A 16,483-nucleotide genomic window follows, 5' to 3' on the forward strand; every position below is an offset into this window, starting at 1 on the left:
ATCTCAAAATGATGGAATACGGCTACTTTATTTATAATAAAGTTTTGACAGGCAGCAGAGTGGAGACATTTTTTATAACTCAGAAATTGAGCGTAAAGATGGATTTTCTAAGGTATGTGTTTTTTCTAAATGCACTCCGATATGGAACAAGAAAATAAGAAATAGAGTGAGTTGCCCAGGGGATAGGGGTGAAGGGGTAAAAGATATTAGGAAATTGTGACTATGAAGACATGGCTGTCCTATATGAGCCAGGAGATACATAATTCTGTTATAGGGGCGAGGCATGGTAGGACAAGAGAAAGGAGAATAAGAAAGAAGATCGGAAGGACGAGCAGAGGGAAGAAGAGGTTAAAGATCAGACCATCTAAAGGGAGGGACCCGAAAAAATTTACCGTGGGGAACAAGAGAAAGATTTGTGAGGTTAGTCCTAGCGATAAGGCTCCCCAAAGATAACGAAGGAAAGGAAGCAGGTATTTTGGAGCGATTTGCTTCCACGGTGTATAGAAGAAACGGAAAAAGTGAGAAAAGAAAAGTAAAATACCCAAAGTTGCTAAGAAGCTTAAAGCGAATGCAGGAGTAAGCGGGGAGAAGATGAAGGTGCAGAGAATACAGCCGCTACCTAAACGATTGAGGCTCGAGCATACCCCAGAAGAAAAAGGAGAGAGGCAAAGTAAAGATAAAGAAATCCAAGCTCGCCATACTGAAGGAGTCCCGGGAAACAATAGGGTGAATCCCAGAAGCGTAATAAAGGTAAGAAAATATTTTATTTTTATTGGAAAGATATAGAACAAGAAAAACAACAATGAAGCACATAGGGAAAAATGCCACCCAGAAATGGCAAAAATATGAGCCAATCCCTTCTTTTTGAAAATGTCTTTTAAGTGTTTGGGTAAGGGAGTGCCAAGAAGAAGACTAGATGCAAAAGTTCCTGAGTCTCCAGAAGAAAAAAGGTTTAGAATACGTCGATGACAGGTTTCTCTTAGTTTATGGTGCACTAGTGCTATTTTTGAAGGCGGGATTTCTTTATAGCAACCATTAGACTTAAAAATAATTTGGGATGTATGATTTAACGTCGTTCCTTGTAGATGGTATTTTTTATTTAGTTCTAAGTGCGCATCTATAAGAATAGTACAGGGAACATGACGGTGTTTTTGTCCACAGGGATACGACAGGTGAATAGCTTCTCCAAAATATCGATTTTCTTTCCCCGCTTGAATGACAAAGCTCCCCGATGCTACTCCTCCATGAATCATGGAAGGAGGTTCCGATAGAATGATTAGAGGGATAAACCAACAAGCTCCTATAAAAAGTCGTTGTTTCAGTTGTTTGGGGATAAATGGGTGAAGAGCTACAAGGAGTATAGCCCCACATAGAGGGTAAGGACGTGAGATGCTCCCCGTTGTCTCATACAAGGCACTAATCAATAAAGGATGTTGTTGTTGAAAGTATCTGCAAGAATGGATTAGCTGTATCCATAGGGAGTGTAAGGTGTGAACAAGGACAGAGGATGAAAAAGTTTCAAAACGTATTAGCATCAACTCATTCTTTCCCTCAGCTCGAAGTCTATTCTGTAGAACAATTACGAGAGGAAATGTCTTGGGAAGAAATTTCCAAGAAGGCCCCGCGCTTGCCCCGAGGCTGGTACGAGCTCATGGGACTATCGAAAAAAGATAGATTAGACTTTTGCCAAGAGTATTGGCTGACTATTCTGGGAATAGAGGATAATCAATTTCCAGGTATTTGTCGTTTTTTTTCTCTCTTAGATAGTTTAGATGTCTATATTTATCGCTCTGCTAATGAGCCCTATGGCGTCAAAATGCTGTACACTTTTAGTGATGGGCGTTGTGGATTCCAAGGTGAGCCCCCCTTGTTAGATATGCAGGGGTATTGTTTCCCTAGTTTAGGAGATGACGGTTATCACAGATTTTTTACCATTCATAATGGATTTGGTAAATGGGAAGATGAAGGGATTTTTTCTTACCGTTCTTTGGCTAAGGTACAACATAAATTACAGCAGCTCCTCCTCCGTATGGGCAAGATTCTTCATGATGACAATTGCGCGTCTTTAGGGATTTTTCCTTTTTGTGGTTATGAAGAGCCCTTGACTTACCAGTGTTTTCTTTTTGATCCGGAAGTGCGTAGGGATTTTCCTTCTCCTAACATATTGTTAAGTCAGGAAAGTCTACAGCATCGAACTTTAGGAAGTATTGAACTTTTACATTTAACTACAAGTCACTATCCTTCTTTCATTTCTTGGCTAGAAAATTACTTGCATAGCGAGGAGGTGTATAGTGGATGAATGTAGAGACTGTGTTTTAGATATCGAGAATCCGGAAGAGCCTGTGGATTTTGCTAACGAGGAAGAAGAAGTCACATGTATCTGTGTTGTAAAAAACACTTCGGGAATCCATGTGCGTCCTGCGGGAGCTATCGTCAAGTTGTTTGAGGGTGAAGAATGTGAGGTAAATTTTACCTACGCAGGGAAGACGGTAAATGCCAAAAGTATCATGAGCATACTTATACTAGGAGCTCCACAAAACGGAGAGATTTTAGTGCGTATTAAAGGGAAAGATGCAAGTCGGGTATTGCAAAAAGTGCAGAATGCCTTTGACTCAGGTTTTGGAGAGTTGTAAATGAACACACCCACGCCTTCTCTAGAGCAAAATAAGGAATGGCGAGTTCCTGGAATGACTTTAGTTCCTGGGGTAGCTATAGGAAAAGCATTTTTCTTAGGTACTTCTCCTCTGCAAATTCATGAACTTACCCTACCTCAAGAAGAGGTGGAACACGAAATACACCGGTATTATAAAGCATTAAACCGTTCTAAATCTGATATCGTTGCCTTAGAACAAGAAGCTCAGGGTAAGCAAGGTCAACAAGAAATCTCTTCAATACTCCAAGCACATCTGGAGATCATTAAAGATCCTATTTTGACAGAAGAGGTTGTAAATACCATCAGAAAAGATCGTAAAAACGCCGAATATGTCTTTTCTTCTGTTATGGAAAAAATCGAGGAGTCATTAACAGCAGTTCAAGGGACTTCTCTAGCTGTAGATCGTGTTCAGGATATCCATGATATTTCTAATCGTGTGATTGGTCATTTGTGCTGTCAGCATAAGAGTTCTTTAGGTGATGCAGATCAAAATATCATCGTTTTCTCTAAAGAACTCACGCCTTCAGAAGTGGCTAGCGCTAATCCCTCATATATCCGTGGATTTGTTTCTTTTATTGGGGCGCCGACATCGCATACAGCTATCGTTTCTAGAGCGAAAAATATTCCCTATTTAGCGAATTTTTCTCAGGAAAACTGGGAGCGTATTCAAGGGTATACCGGGAAACTGGTCTTGATAGACGGTATTCGTGGTGAGATTATTTTTAATCCTAAATCCAAAACTCTTGAAAATTGTTATAAGCAAAAGAGTACCGCATATAGTGTAAAATCGTATCCTCAACCGTCTCCACACGCGATAGTCTCTTCTCATGCTGCTAGCCTCGAAGAGCTTCGCATGCTTTCGGAGTTCTTTCCACAAACTTCTATCGGGTTATTTCGTTCTGAATTTCTCGCTATAGCTGAAGATCGTTTACCTACAGTAGAAGAACAAGCGGCTGTTTATAAATCTTTAGCCTTGTTTCCTGAGCGGGTTTCTGTATTACGTTTATTTGATTTTGGCGAAGATAAGCTCTGTCCCGGTCAAAAGCCCATCAAAGAGCGCTCCATACGTTATTTATTGAAAAACTCGCCTGTGCTTGACGATCAGCTTTGTGCTATTTTAACAGCTTCAGTATCAGGTTCTTTGAAAGTGTTAATTCCTGGAACTGCTGATGTTATAGAAATTATCGAAGTGAAACGTCGGTTAGAGAATATACGCCGTTCTTTTAACAAAGATCATGCCATAGAAAATATTGCCTGGGGCAGCATGATAGAACTTCCTTCGGCCGTATTGATGATTGATGAGATCCTTCAGGAATGTGATTTTATTTCCATAGGAACGAATGATCTCATGCAATATACCCTAGGGAATAATCGAGAAACTCTACTTCCTCATTATCTTGATAATCCACTACACCCTTCGGTCATGCGCATGATTCGTCATGTAGTGTCTAGTGCGAAACAGCGCGATGTTCACGTATCTATTTGTGGGGAGGCTGCAGCAAATCTTTCCTTAACACCATTTTTCTTAGGCTTGGGAGTCCAAGAACTCTCAGTGGCTATGCCAGCAATTGTAGAACTGCGAGAAAGAATAGCATCTCTAAATTTCAGTGATTGTGTAGAACATACTGAAAAGTTATTAAGAGCCAGGACCTGTGCAGAAGTTCAGGCCCTGTTAGCTTAAAAAGGCATGCTGGCACGCATTACAGACAATTCTTTGTCCATCGCCTCTTTAGCCTCTTTAAATGCTGAATGGAAAAGATCTTCAATAACTTCAGGATCTTCAGGATCAAGACAGGTAGGCTGTACCTTGACAGAGACAATATCACATTTACCATTGATCACTATGGAGACCAGTCCATTACCGGCTTGTCCTTCATAGTGCTTTTTCTCTAAAGAAGCTTCCATCTCTAGAAACTGTTGCTCCATCATTTTTGCTTCTTTTTTCTTTTTTGCATACCCACTTCCCATGCATTTACTCCTTGGTTAAAATTCCGGAAAACTCAACAACAGCAAATTGTAAAAGCGTATCTATAGTAGCTGATCCCACTAAAGAAGGGGAAGCTTCTTTTTGATGCTGAACTTTTGGCGTGGGAGAAGGTGAAGTTAAGAAACTCTGATCTTGATAGTGTTTTTCAGGTTGTATACTCGGTTTCGAGGGTTCTTGCTGCTGGGGTACGTTTCTCACTGTATCAAACGTGGATGTTTTCAGTTGAGAAAACAGAGTTTCTAAAGAGGGACGTTGGCATATCCGAATAAGATGGATGATGACTGTTTCTAAAAATGTTTTTTCAAAAATAGTTTGTTGTAGATGTTTGGCCGCTTCACCAAGGAAATCAATGATTTCTAATAAACATTCACTGGAATAGTGCATGGCGATGGCCGATAGAGGAGAATTTCCCTGATCTTTGTTTAGCAGTACATCGCGATAAAAAACAGTGAGGTCATGGAGGAAGGTGATAGGCGCGACTCCAGAATTGATCGCTGTCGTGACAGGAAGCAAAGCTTCAGCGTATTTTTGCGTGCGAATACATTCTGATAATGTAGCTAAGGTGTCTTGAGATAATAAACCTAATGCGTCTGCAACCAACTCTGGGGATAAAGATGTAGGGAATAACCCTATGACATAATCATAAAGAGATTCAGCATCGCGTAAGCTTCCCTGTGCTGCTCTAGCAATAGGAAGAAGAGCTTCTCGAGAGGTTTCTATCCCACCTGCTTGAGATATGGATGCTAGCTTATCTACAATCATTGTCTCAGGAATTCTCTTTAGGTGCATTTTTTGACAACGACTTAAAATGGTGCTGGGTATTTTATAATTTTCTGTAGTCGCTAAGAAGAATTTTACATGGCTCGGAGGCTCTTCTAAAGTTTTGAGTAAGGAATTAAACGCCTCCTTAGTCAGCATATGGACTTCATCTATGATATAGATTTTATATTGTGATTTGGCAGGAGTAAAGAGCACGGTTTCATTGATTTGACGGATATCTTCAATACCTCGGTGCGAGGCACCATCGATTTCGATCACGTCTAAGGAGGTTCCTGAAGAGATTTCTTTACAAACACAACACTGGTTGCATGGTTCATGTTCAGGAGTCAGCTCTTTACAGTTTAAGGCTTTTGCAAAGATTCTTGCTAAAGTTGTTTTTCCTGTTCCGCGAATCCCTGAAAATAAATACGCATGCGCGACACGTTGAAACTGCAAAGCATTTTTTAAAACAGTGACCACGGCATCTTGCCCCAGCATTTCGGCAAATGTTTGAGGGCGGTATTTTCTAGAAGAAACTTGGTATGTTGCTGATGTCATTTGTTGTGCCTCTAAAAATGATTGCGAGGAGTTTTTTTTTATTTAATTCAGGTGACTATTTTTTCTAGGATTTCTAGACTGGGTATCCCAAAAATCCACAGGTTAACACATTCACAGTAGGAAAAGATCATTTTAACGTTCACTATAGTATACGGGGTGGAAATTGTCCCTCTTTAATACACATATTCGTCGATTAGACACGAAGATCATATTTTCTAAGGAAACAGTAGGATCCCCTCAATAGGCGTCATTTTTCTTTGTTATATATTAAGCTATGGTCAATAGTATGAAATCCTTAATTGAAATAGAGCAAAGTTCACGACTTAGATAATACACTTTAAGTGATGTCATTTGTTATAAGATTTTTAGAGTTTTCTTATTTGCAAGTGACAGAGGTTGTTTGTGAAGAGAATGAAAAGTTGGTTTTGAATAAAAAATAGCGTTTTGTTCTTTGGTGTGATAGCTAAAAAAAGAATAGATATATCTTGAATTGAGCGTATGATCAAGCAAATGGAAGACCGTAGGCAAGTTTATCGGAGTTGCACTACTGCTGAAGTAGATCGGCCGTGGTCAAGGTATCTTTTATGTTTTGGTATTACAGGGATTTTTGGACTCACATTATTCTCTTTTATTTATCTTAGAGTTCTTCATGTCCCTGTCTATAAGGAAGGGGATTTTGCTCAGGTATCTTTGAACTCTCCTATAGATTTTTCTATCAGTTGGAATGTGCACGCGTTTTACAGTAAGAGAGCCGCCATCCCAGAAGTATTTGGAAAGGTCTATCGCATTTGTGAAACTACGTGTTTTGAAGATCCAGAAGAAGAAGAAACTCGTCGGTGGTTAAAAAAAACTCAAGATTTTCTTGGGTCTGTAGGATTTATAGATAGTTCTACAGAAACTTGTCTGCGAGATCTCCGTTTGCGCCCCTCAGCTTTAAAAGAACGAGATCGTCTATTAGGGATTCAGGTCAGTGCCGATTCTAGAGAAGTCATTCATCAATGCGTAGAACATGTGGATAATTTTCTCAAATCTGAAAACTGTCCAGAATCATGTAGATTACTCATTATCAATAACCTCAAGGACAAACCTTTAGATATCGCCGTGGATAAGGAAAAGTCAGGCTATGTTAAAGGAGACTTGTTAGGAACACGGCGCATAGAGTATTTTCGTAAAGGCAGCCCTATCATCCGACAGTATCAAAGAATTAGTGCTAGAGATGCAAAGATTCTTCGTTGCTTACGTCAGCAGCTGGTATCTTCAACAACCTTGTTTTCTTATCGCGGAGCCTTAGGCGTTCTTCTGTTAGTTGCCATTATTTTAATTTGGGGATACCGCCTATTGGTAACGTTTTGTCCAGAGTTACTGAAATCACCCAAACGTTACACTCTTTACATTGCTATCTTTTCTCTATCTTTAATTGGAGCAAAAATTACAGAGACTCTTTGTGCTCTAGGGCCTCAAAGCTGGGAAGTTTATCTTTCTTATCCTTTAATTCTTCCTTTTACCGCTATTCTTCTAGGTCATCTTGTGGGCATTCCTCTAGCTGGAGTTTCATGTACATTGCTTGGGATGCTCTATACTCTAGAATCAGATATTTGGAATAACAGCTGGTTTCTTGTTATGAACCTGCTGAGCTCGTGGAGGATTTTATTCACGCTAAATCGAGTTACGCGTTTATCTTCTCTATTTTGGTGCTGTATGAAATTGTGGTGGGTATCCACGGCAATTTTAACAGGATTGCGTTTATTCTTTGATGTTGCCTCTATCACGGCTTTCCGTGCAGATTGCTTGGGGAGCTTTGTCTATAGTTTAATGACCGCATTAGGTGTAGGTGCGTTGATCCCTGTTTTTGAGTCCTCATTTGGTGCGTGTACCCATAACCATTTATTAGCATATTTAGATTCTGATTATCCTTTATTAAAACGCCTCTTTGAAGAAGCTCCAGGGACTTACCAGCATTCTGTCTTGGTGGGGATTCTTGCAGAATCCGCAGCTAACGCTATTCATGCCGATGGGCTTTTCTGCCGCGTCGTAGCGCAATATCACGATATTGGGAAGTTGATTAATCCTGGGTTTTTCCTGGAGAATCACCAGATGCTGGGAACTTCCGTAAGTCATCTTTCCCCTATAGAAAGTGCGAAAATGATCATGCGGCATATTTCCGAAGGGGTAGAGTTAGCAAGAAAAGCTGGCCTCCCCGATTCATTTATTCGTATTATTGAAGAACATCATGGTACGTCAGTTATCCTTTCCACGTACTATCGTCACCTACAAAATAATCCCAATACAGGGGCTTCAGATGAGGAGCTCTTTCGCTATCCAGGAAGAAAACCTTCCTCTAAAGAATCCACAATTATTATGATTGCAGATTCCTTTGAAGCCGCAGCGCGTTCTTTAGAAGGGACAAGCATGATAGCTTTAAGGGAGCTGGTAGACAAGATTGTATCCGCAAAAATGCATGATGGACAGTTTGCAGATTCTCCAATCACTTTAGATGAGTTAACAACTATCTGTGAAACTATGGTGAAGACTCTGTATAGCGCCTTGCACTCTCGTGCAAAATATCCCGAAATGGCCTTAAAACCCTGTGTGTAAGATAAATTTTAACGAGGGTTTATTTTTTTTTAAGCAGCATTTCGTGATCCCTACTATATATGTTCCTAAACCTATAAAAGCTTTGGCTAGACCAACAATTAAAAGAATAGGAATAAGAAGAATAAGCAGGGGGGTCATAAGCCCTAAGCCTCCAAGGATAGAGAAGATTATAGGCGACCACATAGTGTAGAATGTGTTGCGGCATTCCGGGCATCTGCCGTTTGGTGTAAAGTTATATATCTTGTTGATGTCGGCTTGAGCTTTGGTGTATCTATAACAAAATATCCCAGCATAAATTAGACCAATCACCGGGATTAAAATCATAGGAAGATGTTGTAAACGACGTAATACGCCATGCAGAGCCATAGGGCATCCATGAATCACTTCTGGAAATATCGCCGTAGGGACTTCACAAATACTCCCGTTATAGTTTACATGTGTATGTCTAGGAATTTCGACAGTGCTCATGATCATTACTTAATTGAAAATATAAAAGGATTGTGATTAAGTTTTTCAATTATTAATGTTTAAATTAGAAACAATATCATATTATCGTTTATTAATTAGTTCTATTCGTTTTTTTATCAAACAAGAAATCTTAACTTTTGAGACGGCATGTCGAAAAATGTGCACCGTCTTGTTTAAGGGCTTTTGATCAAGAATATAAATTAAACTCTGAGCTTAGAAGAAACACCTGAGTTGTCAATGTAAACAGTGGATTCTTGGGCTAGGCTATACTCACCCAGGTGTTTTGATAAGAGTATCAACATCGATTATACGAGATTTTGGGTACAGAGGGATTTCCGTATATCAAATTAAGTAGATCATGTAGAGCTAGAGACCGGAGCATGGACAACAAGACATTATCTTAGAAACTAGAGCTATAATTAAGAAGACAAGACCACACAACCCCATGATAGGGAATAAAAGACCTAATCCGCTAAGTACAGATACGGTAATCGCAAGGTTCAAATTTGAAGGATCCAGGTGTGAACATGTCGGATGTGAGCATTTTTCATTGGGTGAGAAATCTAATTGTTTATAGGCTTCTTTCATCACACTTTGTTTTTGATAGAGAAGATAACCTGCAACAAATAAACCAACCACAGGAAGCAGAGACAAGACTTTTTCTACGCGAGCTTGCGTGGTCCCCGGGTTCAGACGGTTGTGTGGCACGCGAAGACTGGGAGAAGGTGGTAGATGGATGTGATTGCCATTTTTTAACGTATGCATGTGTGCTGGAATGAACGTACTGACTATATGCACAATAGAAATACCTTAGTTAAATTTTTAGTTTTTGTGGGTTTATTAAAGATTTTTACCCAAGATCGTATTCTCTAATTTCCATTGAGGAGAAGGGTGTTTCAATGTAAAGAAAAAGCCTTTGCAAAATCGATATAATAGAAAAATAGGACAGTAAATTATCTCATGAAGTCACATAAAAATAAAGCATTTTTTTAATCAGGTATATTGTGATTCCAAGGATAAGCAGAGGAATTAGCACCCCTATACCTCCTAAAATCCCGAAAATAATCAAAGATTTGTAGTATTGAGGATGTAGACGAGAACAGAGTTTGTCCTCACAGTGTTTATTCGGGGTATAGTGTAAATGTGCATAAGCAGTGCGCATTACTGTAAACCTACGATAAATTACGACAATACTCCAAGCCAGTCCTAGAATAGGAAGGACTAAGACACGCCTACTCATTTCCGGAAAGTATGCTGTGTTGCACACCGTAATTTGTGCTTTTGGAACAGATATATAGGTATTGTGCGTTTCTGTATGGATATGGCTAGGCAGGATAACCGATGAAGTCAATCTCATCATACCTCAAGAATGGTATAACTTATATGGTACATGATTTCATTTCTCCAAAAACAAGAGCTAATGTTCATGCTGTAGAAGCCATGATCAGTCGTCATAGCAGATCAAATTAGAGCTCAAAAGAGTTTCCTGATTTGTGGTTGCCGTATTTAGAGGAAGCAAAAAGGTTTTCCAGGCTTCTATATCTTTCCCTGCAGTAATCGCTAAGCGACCTTGAAGCGGATGGTAGGGGGGAGGAAGTACTTTGGTATAGGGTAGCTGTAAATGTAGTCGGAGAACAGCTGCTTTCGCAACAACAATAGCATCATATTTTCCATTCTCCAGCTGTTCTAGCCTTTCTTCTATAGTTCCACGAATATCAAGAATCCGTCCTGTAGGAAACAGCATTTTTAGTGTTTCTCCACGACGTGAAGAAGAACTTCCTAATCTAGGGACTTTAGGAAAACGTTGCCACAAGTAGCGTTCGGCGTAAACTAAGAGATCCGATGGGTCCAAGCCCTTGGTGATGGCTACAACAGGGGTGGCAGGAGGGTCGGGAAGATCTTTCGCAGAATGCACAGCAAGATGGCAATTGCCACGAATGACAAGCTTGTCCACCGTATCTGTGAAAAATTGTGAATTCTCTACAAGACGTATGGGAGTGGTTTTGTCTTTATCTCCGCGCGTGCTTATCGTGTGTATTTGAATCCAAAGTTTAGGAAACCATGAACGCAGTAGACGCACACATTCATGTACCTGAGCTTGTGCTAAGATCGACTTTCGAGAAGCTATGCGCAAGGGACGTTTTCCTAAACAAAAATCAGAAAGAAAAGGATTATTGTAACAATCGGATAGCATCTTTTATCGTTTTTACCTCTCGAATATCTAAGCTATTTTTCATTTCTGAAGATAATCCTGCGATTTGCCCTTCAGGAATTACAGCACCCTCAAAACCCATGAGTTTACTTTCTTTAAGACGCCTCTCTAAATGCGTAACATGACGGATTTCGCCTCCTAGGCCGATCTCCCCCGTAAACGTATAATTTTGGGGAGAAAGACGATTATATAAAGAAGAGACTACAGCAAGTCCTGCTCCTAAATCTGCAGCAGGTTCAGTAATTTTTAATCCTCCAGCTATCGAAAGAAAAACATCAGCAGTATGCAATTTTATTTGAGCGCGCTTTTCTAGGACAGCTAAGAGTAATAAAAATCGATTTTGATCGAATCCTGAGGTTTTCCTAATAGGATTGGCAAAAGGAGAAGATGAAGCTAAAGCTTGCATCTCAATGAGCAGGGTTGCCGAACCCTCAATAATAGGAATAATCGCCGAACCTGTGGTCTCCGTAATTTTTTCTTGTAGAAATAGCCCAGAAGGATTAGTGACTTCCTTTAAACCCTCAGCGTGCATAGATAAAATCAGTAATTCATTTGTGGGGCCGAAACGATTTTTCACAGAACGTATCATACGATAATTTGCATGTGAGTTCCCTTCAAAATACAAAACAGTATCCACAAGATGTTCTAAGACTCTAGGACCGGCAATTTCTCCAGATTTTGTTACATGACCAATAACAAAAGTTGTGATTTGGGATTGCTTAGCCATGTGCATCAGCTCAGAAGTCACTTCACGTACTTGAGCTACAGATCCTGGAGAAGAATGTAAGGTAGGAGTAAATACAATCTGAATAGAATCAATAATTAAGATGTCAGGCTGGAGTGTCGCGATTTGCTGTTTGATATCATCAAGATTCGTCTCAGGGAAAAGGTAGATATTCGTATGAGAAATTTTTAAGCGACGTGCGCGTAATGATGTTTGCGTTACAGACTCCTCACCACAGACATACAGGACTTTATGACCGCGATCAGCAAATTTCGCTGCTGTCTGTAAAAGCAACGTAGATTTGCCTATGCCAGGATCCCCACCTAATAGAGTCAGACTTCCACGAACAGCACCCCCACCCAAAATGCGGTCCCATCCAGGATCTCCTATACACAAACGTTCCTCCTCTCGCAGCTCTACAGTATGCAAAGATACTGCCGTGGCTTGCGGTTCGAGTCTTTTCTTACTTCGATGAGGAGAAACCTGTTCTTCAATCAGTGTATTCCATTGTAAACATCCTGGGCATTGACCTAACCATTTAGGCGTCTGAGTGCCGCATTCATTACAAGTCCATTGTATTTTTATCTTCGTAGTCATGGGCATCTAAAGCTTGTTGAGCAGCAAGTTTCTCTGCTTCTTTTTTTGATAAGGCAAATCCTTCACCCCAAACCTCATGATTCACTAGTACGCGAATATGATACCCTGAAGCACCTTGTGGTGATGTCCACGGCTCATATTGATATACAGGTAACGTACGTAAGTGTTTTTGTGTAAGCTGTTGTAAACGATTTTTAGGGTTTCCAAGCATCAGGGGAAGAATATCCTTTTTTGAAGGCAATAAAGGCACAGTGATTTGTCTTGCTGGAGCTAAACCACCATCTAGATACACCGCACCTAAAATCGCCTCGAATAAATTTGCATAGGCTGAAGTTTTGCCTCGCTCATTTTGGATTCTTTCCCCCTTACCTATAAGTAGATATTCTCCTAATCCTAATGCGTCAGTATATTGACAGCAAGAAACAGCATTTATCAAAGCTGCGCGTGCCGTGGATAAAGTTCCCTCATCCATAGAAGGGAATAATAGGAATAAGTGTTCAGTTACGATTAAACATAACACGGCGTCTCCTAAGAATTCCAAACGCTCGCTGTCTTCGGTAATAGTTGCAGTCTCGTTCCTATAAGAAGGGTGAGTGAGAGCTGTAACTAAGAGTTTCGGTTGAGTAAATGTAAAATTTAATTTAGCTTCAACTTCTTTAATATTGATCAGATTATTCATAAAATTATGAAATGTTGCCCTATTAACATATAACGCATTAGTTGTCGGAGTTTTTTTATAGGCGGAAAAGGGCTTAAAGTCTATAGTACTTTTGGTAGAATTCTCTTAAATGGATGAGTATGAGGTTCGTTCTACATTTAGAACACCTGCGCCATTTTCAAAATCAAGGTAGTATATTATTCGAAGATCTGGTCTCTAGCAACGATTGTTTTGCTTTAGAAATAAAACTAAAACATTTCGTAGAATCAGTTTCTAAAAATACAAAAGATGTGCGCTGGAGAGAAAATATATTCCGTTCCCTTCCTGAAGTGTCCACTTTAGTTAAAAAGCGGCGGTTGGATGTTTTTGCCGCAAATCTCGTTCATCGGCCACGGCTATCTTTGGTTGCGGATTTCTGGGTTTTCTCCGGAGATAAAATTGTAGAGAGAGAAGAAGATTGTCAGCTACTTCTGTGTTTATCTGGAGAGCAAATAGGACAGGGAGTCTTTTTTACCGGATCTTATCCTACAGAGCTTTATTTTCCTCAAGCAAACGAAACCGCCTTGCTTCTTTCTTTCTCTTCTGCAGGGATTCCAATTTCTTAAAGCAATTTCCTTCTTTCCATACACGAAATTGTTTGCCTAGAGCTAGTTTTATGTTATGACGACATAAGATCGCGATGTGTTTTTAGGAACTTTTATGCAGCATCTTCAGAAGAAAATAGAAGCTCTTTGTAGCCCCATTACAACAAAGAATATCCTTACCTGGTTATCTAACGATTGTAATGAACAAGATAAGGATACCATAGCTGAGCTTCTAAACAATGATCCAAAACGTCTTGAAGAGCTATTCGGAATGACTCTTTCCTTTGGTACAGGTGGGCTGCGGAGCCCTATGGGATTAGGCACCAATAGAATCAATGTTTTTACTATAAGACGTGCGACCCAGGGATTGGCTCAAGTATTAAAAAAACATCATCCCCATTCTGGAGATCTCATTCGCGTCGTTGTAGGCTATGATACGCGCCATAATTCTTTCGATTTTGCCCAAGAGACTGCTAAGGTTCTAGCAGGAAATAACATTCACGTTCTCCTATTTAAACACCCTGAACCTTTGGCTCTTGTCTCTTTCACTTTAAGAGCAGAACGCGCTTTGGCAGGAGTCATGATTACCGCTTCTCATAATCCTCCAGAGTATAACGGGTATAAAGTGTACATGGCATCGGGAGGCCAGGTGCTCCCCCCTTGGGATCAGGAAATCATGCACGCCTCAGCACATATAGAAGAGATCGCCATGGCTAGCTCATTACAAGATCCCTATATTCATTTTATAGGGGAGGAATATGAGCAGCTCTATGTCGAAACTGTACATACACTGCAGCTCTATCCCGAAGATAATCGGATTTCTGGACCAGCAATCCGTGTCAGCTATTCTCCACTACACGGAACAGGAGTCGCCATGATTCCTCGAGTGTTACGAGATTGGAATTTTCCTATGGTCAACCTTGTCGAAAAACAGGCGATTCCTGATGGCGATTTCCCTACAGTACACTTGCCCAACCCTGAAGATCCTGAAGCACTCACTTTAGGTATTGAGCAAATGCTAAGAAATCAAGACGATATTTTTATCGCTACCGACCCGGATGCAGACCGGTTAGGAGTGGTGTGTCTGCATGAGAATCAACCCTATAGATTTAACGGAAATCAAATAGCCTGTTTGCTTGCAGATCATATTTTACGTGCTTTGTCTGCGCGCGCTCCTCTAGGAAAGGAGGATAAAGTAGTGAAAAGTTTAGTCACTACAGAGATGCTCTCCGCCATCGTAAAATTTTATGGCGGCGATATCGTGAATGTAGGGACAGGATTTAAATATATCGGTGAGAAAATAGAAGCTTGGCGAGAGAGTGTAGTAAGATACATATTTGGTGCCGAAGAATCTTACGGCTACCTATACGGCACACATGTAGAAGATAAAGATGCAATGAGTACATCAGCATTAATTACAGAGGCGGCTTTGCATCAGAAGCTCCAAGGAAAAACTCTTCGCGATGCGATTTTAGACTTATATGAAACCCATGGATATTTCATGAATAAAACACTTTCGTTGTCCTTTGAACAAGGACAAGAAAGTCTCATGAAGTCTCATATAGAAAAGTTGGCAAAGCTCGATCCTTCCACCATGTCCTTAAGAGGCTATTCCATTCACACGTGTGAAAATTATGATCAAGGGACAGGAATCAATATTCCCTGCGGGATCACGTACAAATTGCCTCTCCCTAAGATGGCCATGTTGTGTTATTACTATCAAAATGGAGGAAAAATTATCGTGCGTCCTTCAGGAACAGAACCGAAAATCAAACTCTATTTTGAGCTTGTCAATCATTACGAAGTCATCACAGGAAACAAAAAAGAACAAAGACAACGAGAAGAGGAAAGCAGGGAACAATTAGAGAAATTCATTGCTGAATTTAAAGAGAAATTTTTCTCCATAGAGTCGGAAGAATAAAATGAAAATCATCTTGTAGTAATATCTTCAGCGCATCTACACTGGCCTACATCGATGAAAAAGAATATCACTAAACAATGTTCTTGATATAACTCAAGACAGATATAAAGGACTTTCTTATGACCTTTGTTCCCTATACTTTGCCCCCATTGCCCTATGATTATTCTGCTCTAGAGCCAGTAATTAGTGCTGAGATTATGCATCTACATCATCAAAAGCATCATCAAGGTTATATAAATAATTTGAATGAAGCTTTGAAGAAGTTAGATCTAGCTGATGTACAACAAGACCTTACGCAGTTGATTGCTTTAGAGCCTACTATACGATTTAATGGGGGAGGGCATATTAACCACTCCTTATTTTGGGAAATGCTCGCTCCGATAGGTCAAGGTGGAGGCGTCCCTCCTAAGCACGGCTTACTTAAGCTTATTGAGAAATTCTGGGGAACTTTTGACAACTTTTTAAAAGAATTTATTAAATTTGCCGCCCCGATTCAGGGTTCCGGGTGGGCTTGGCTAGGTTTTTGTCTCGAAAAACAAGAACTTACGCTACACGCGACAGTAAACCAGGATCCTCTCGAAGCCACCACAGGTAAGGTGCCTCTTCTCGGAGTCGACGTCTGGGAGCATGCGTATTACCTCCAATATAAAAATGTTAGATTAGATTACTTAAAAGCAATTCCTCAAGTAATTAATTGGGGATATATTGAAAAAAGATTTTCTGAGATAACTAAAGATAACTAATTAAAAGAGTATTTTTAATTGAAG

Annotated in this window: 15 protein-coding genes and 1 pseudogene; 7 read left to right on the forward strand and 9 right to left on the reverse strand. The window is 40.1% G+C overall.

The annotated features are described in order from the left end of the window. Positions 1-72: 72 nt before the first annotated feature. Positions 73-1,535 (reverse strand): annotated as a pseudogene (locus tag CHAB577_RS01715) (ComEC/Rec2 family competence protein). Between CHAB577_RS01715 and CHAB577_RS01720 the strand changes: the two are divergent. The 3 genes from CHAB577_RS01720 to ptsP are packed head-to-tail and all read left to right on the forward strand — an operon-like array spanning position 1,508 to position 4,334. Then, positions 1,508-2,299 carry a hypothetical protein gene (locus CHAB577_RS01720; RefSeq protein WP_011096985.1) on the forward strand — a complete coding sequence of 264 codons (792 nt, stop codon included), beginning with the start codon at positions 1,508-1,510 and terminating at the stop codon, positions 2,297-2,299. The pseudogene CHAB577_RS01715 and the gene CHAB577_RS01720 overlap by 28 nt on opposite strands. 43 nt (positions 2,300-2,342) lie before the next feature. Then, entirely contained in the window at positions 2,343-2,633 is a 291-nt protein-coding gene (locus CHAB577_RS01725; RefSeq protein WP_370737482.1) for an HPr family phosphocarrier protein, read from the forward strand. Then, positions 2,634-4,334: a phosphoenolpyruvate--protein phosphotransferase gene (gene ptsP / locus CHAB577_RS01730; RefSeq protein WP_006343972.1), complete on the forward strand. Its 1,701-nt coding sequence runs from the start codon at positions 2,634-2,636 to the stop codon at positions 4,332-4,334. Here ptsP and CHAB577_RS01735 read toward each other — a convergent pair. Then, complete coding sequence (locus tag CHAB577_RS01735) at positions 4,331-4,621, reverse strand: YbaB/EbfC family nucleoid-associated protein (protein ID WP_011096986.1); 291 nt, start codon at positions 4,619-4,621, stop codon at positions 4,331-4,333. The genes ptsP and CHAB577_RS01735 overlap by 4 nt on opposite strands. 4 nt (positions 4,622-4,625) lie before the next feature. Further along, complete coding sequence (gene dnaX, locus CHAB577_RS01740) at positions 4,626-5,957, reverse strand: DNA polymerase III subunit gamma/tau (RefSeq protein ID WP_011096987.1); 1,332 nt, start codon at positions 5,955-5,957, stop codon at positions 4,626-4,628. Between the two features lie 498 nt (positions 5,958-6,455). Between dnaX and CHAB577_RS01745 the strand changes: the two genes are divergently transcribed. Continuing rightward, entirely contained in the window at positions 6,456-8,552 is a 2,097-nt protein-coding gene (locus tag CHAB577_RS01745) for an HDIG domain-containing metalloprotein (RefSeq protein ID WP_011096988.1), read from the forward strand. On the opposite strand, the gene CHAB577_RS01750 is transcribed toward CHAB577_RS01745, so the two are convergent. The 6 genes from CHAB577_RS01750 to rnc all read right to left on the reverse strand — a co-directional run bounded on the left by CHAB577_RS01750 (position 8,535) and on the right by rnc (position 13,232). After that, entirely contained in the window at positions 8,535-9,020 is a 486-nt protein-coding gene (locus tag CHAB577_RS01750) for a hypothetical protein (protein ID WP_173024155.1), read from the reverse strand. The two genes, CHAB577_RS01745 and CHAB577_RS01750, sit on opposite strands and share 18 nt — an antisense overlap. 366 nt (positions 9,021-9,386) lie before the next feature. Further along, a complete protein-coding gene (locus CHAB577_RS01755) occupies positions 9,387-9,818 on the reverse strand; it encodes a hypothetical protein (protein WP_011096990.1) in 432 nt (143 codons plus the stop codon). Between the two features lie 160 nt (positions 9,819-9,978). Beyond that, entirely contained in the window at positions 9,979-10,377 is a 399-nt protein-coding gene (locus CHAB577_RS01760; protein ID WP_173024172.1) for a hypothetical protein, read from the reverse strand. Positions 10,378-10,464: 87 nt separating this feature from the next. Further along, positions 10,465-11,214: a hydroxymethylbilane synthase gene (locus tag CHAB577_RS01765; RefSeq protein ID WP_011096992.1), complete on the reverse strand. Its 750-nt coding sequence runs from the start codon at positions 11,212-11,214 to the stop codon at positions 10,465-10,467. Then, the gene (radA, locus tag CHAB577_RS01770) at positions 11,192-12,553 is read right to left on the reverse strand and encodes a DNA repair protein RadA (RefSeq protein ID WP_041461321.1); all 1,362 of its coding nucleotides are present in this window, start codon (positions 12,551-12,553) and stop codon (positions 11,192-11,194) included. The genes CHAB577_RS01765 and radA overlap by 23 nt, the downstream gene beginning before the upstream one ends. After that, positions 12,519-13,232 (reverse strand): ribonuclease III, encoded by a 714-nt coding sequence (rnc, locus tag CHAB577_RS01775; RefSeq protein WP_006343981.1) that lies wholly within the window; start codon positions 13,230-13,232, stop codon positions 12,519-12,521. Before rnc ends, radA begins: the two co-directional genes overlap by 35 nt. Positions 13,233-13,351: 119 nt before the next feature. Here rnc and CHAB577_RS01780 point away from each other — a divergent pair, with 119 nt between their 5' ends. The 3 genes from CHAB577_RS01780 (at position 13,352) to CHAB577_RS01790 (ending at position 16,459) form a co-directional block, all read left to right on the forward strand. Continuing rightward, positions 13,352-13,816: a DUF5070 domain-containing protein gene (locus tag CHAB577_RS01780; RefSeq protein WP_011096994.1), complete on the forward strand. Its 465-nt coding sequence runs from the start codon at positions 13,352-13,354 to the stop codon at positions 13,814-13,816. A gap of 94 nt (positions 13,817-13,910) precedes the next feature. Beyond that, positions 13,911-15,716, forward strand: coding sequence for a phospho-sugar mutase (locus tag CHAB577_RS01785; protein ID WP_011096995.1), 1,806 nt, complete (start codon positions 13,911-13,913; stop codon positions 15,714-15,716). A 119-nt stretch (positions 15,717-15,835) separates the two neighbouring features. Further along, positions 15,836-16,459 carry a superoxide dismutase gene (locus CHAB577_RS01790; protein WP_011096996.1) on the forward strand — a complete coding sequence of 208 codons (624 nt, stop codon included), beginning with the start codon at positions 15,836-15,838 and terminating at the stop codon, positions 16,457-16,459. Positions 16,460-16,483 lie beyond the last annotated feature (24 nt).

The sequence above is a fragment of the Chlamydia abortus genome (assembly GCF_002895085.1).
Taxonomy (GTDB): Bacteria; Chlamydiota; Chlamydiia; order Chlamydiales; family Chlamydiaceae; genus Chlamydia; species Chlamydia abortus.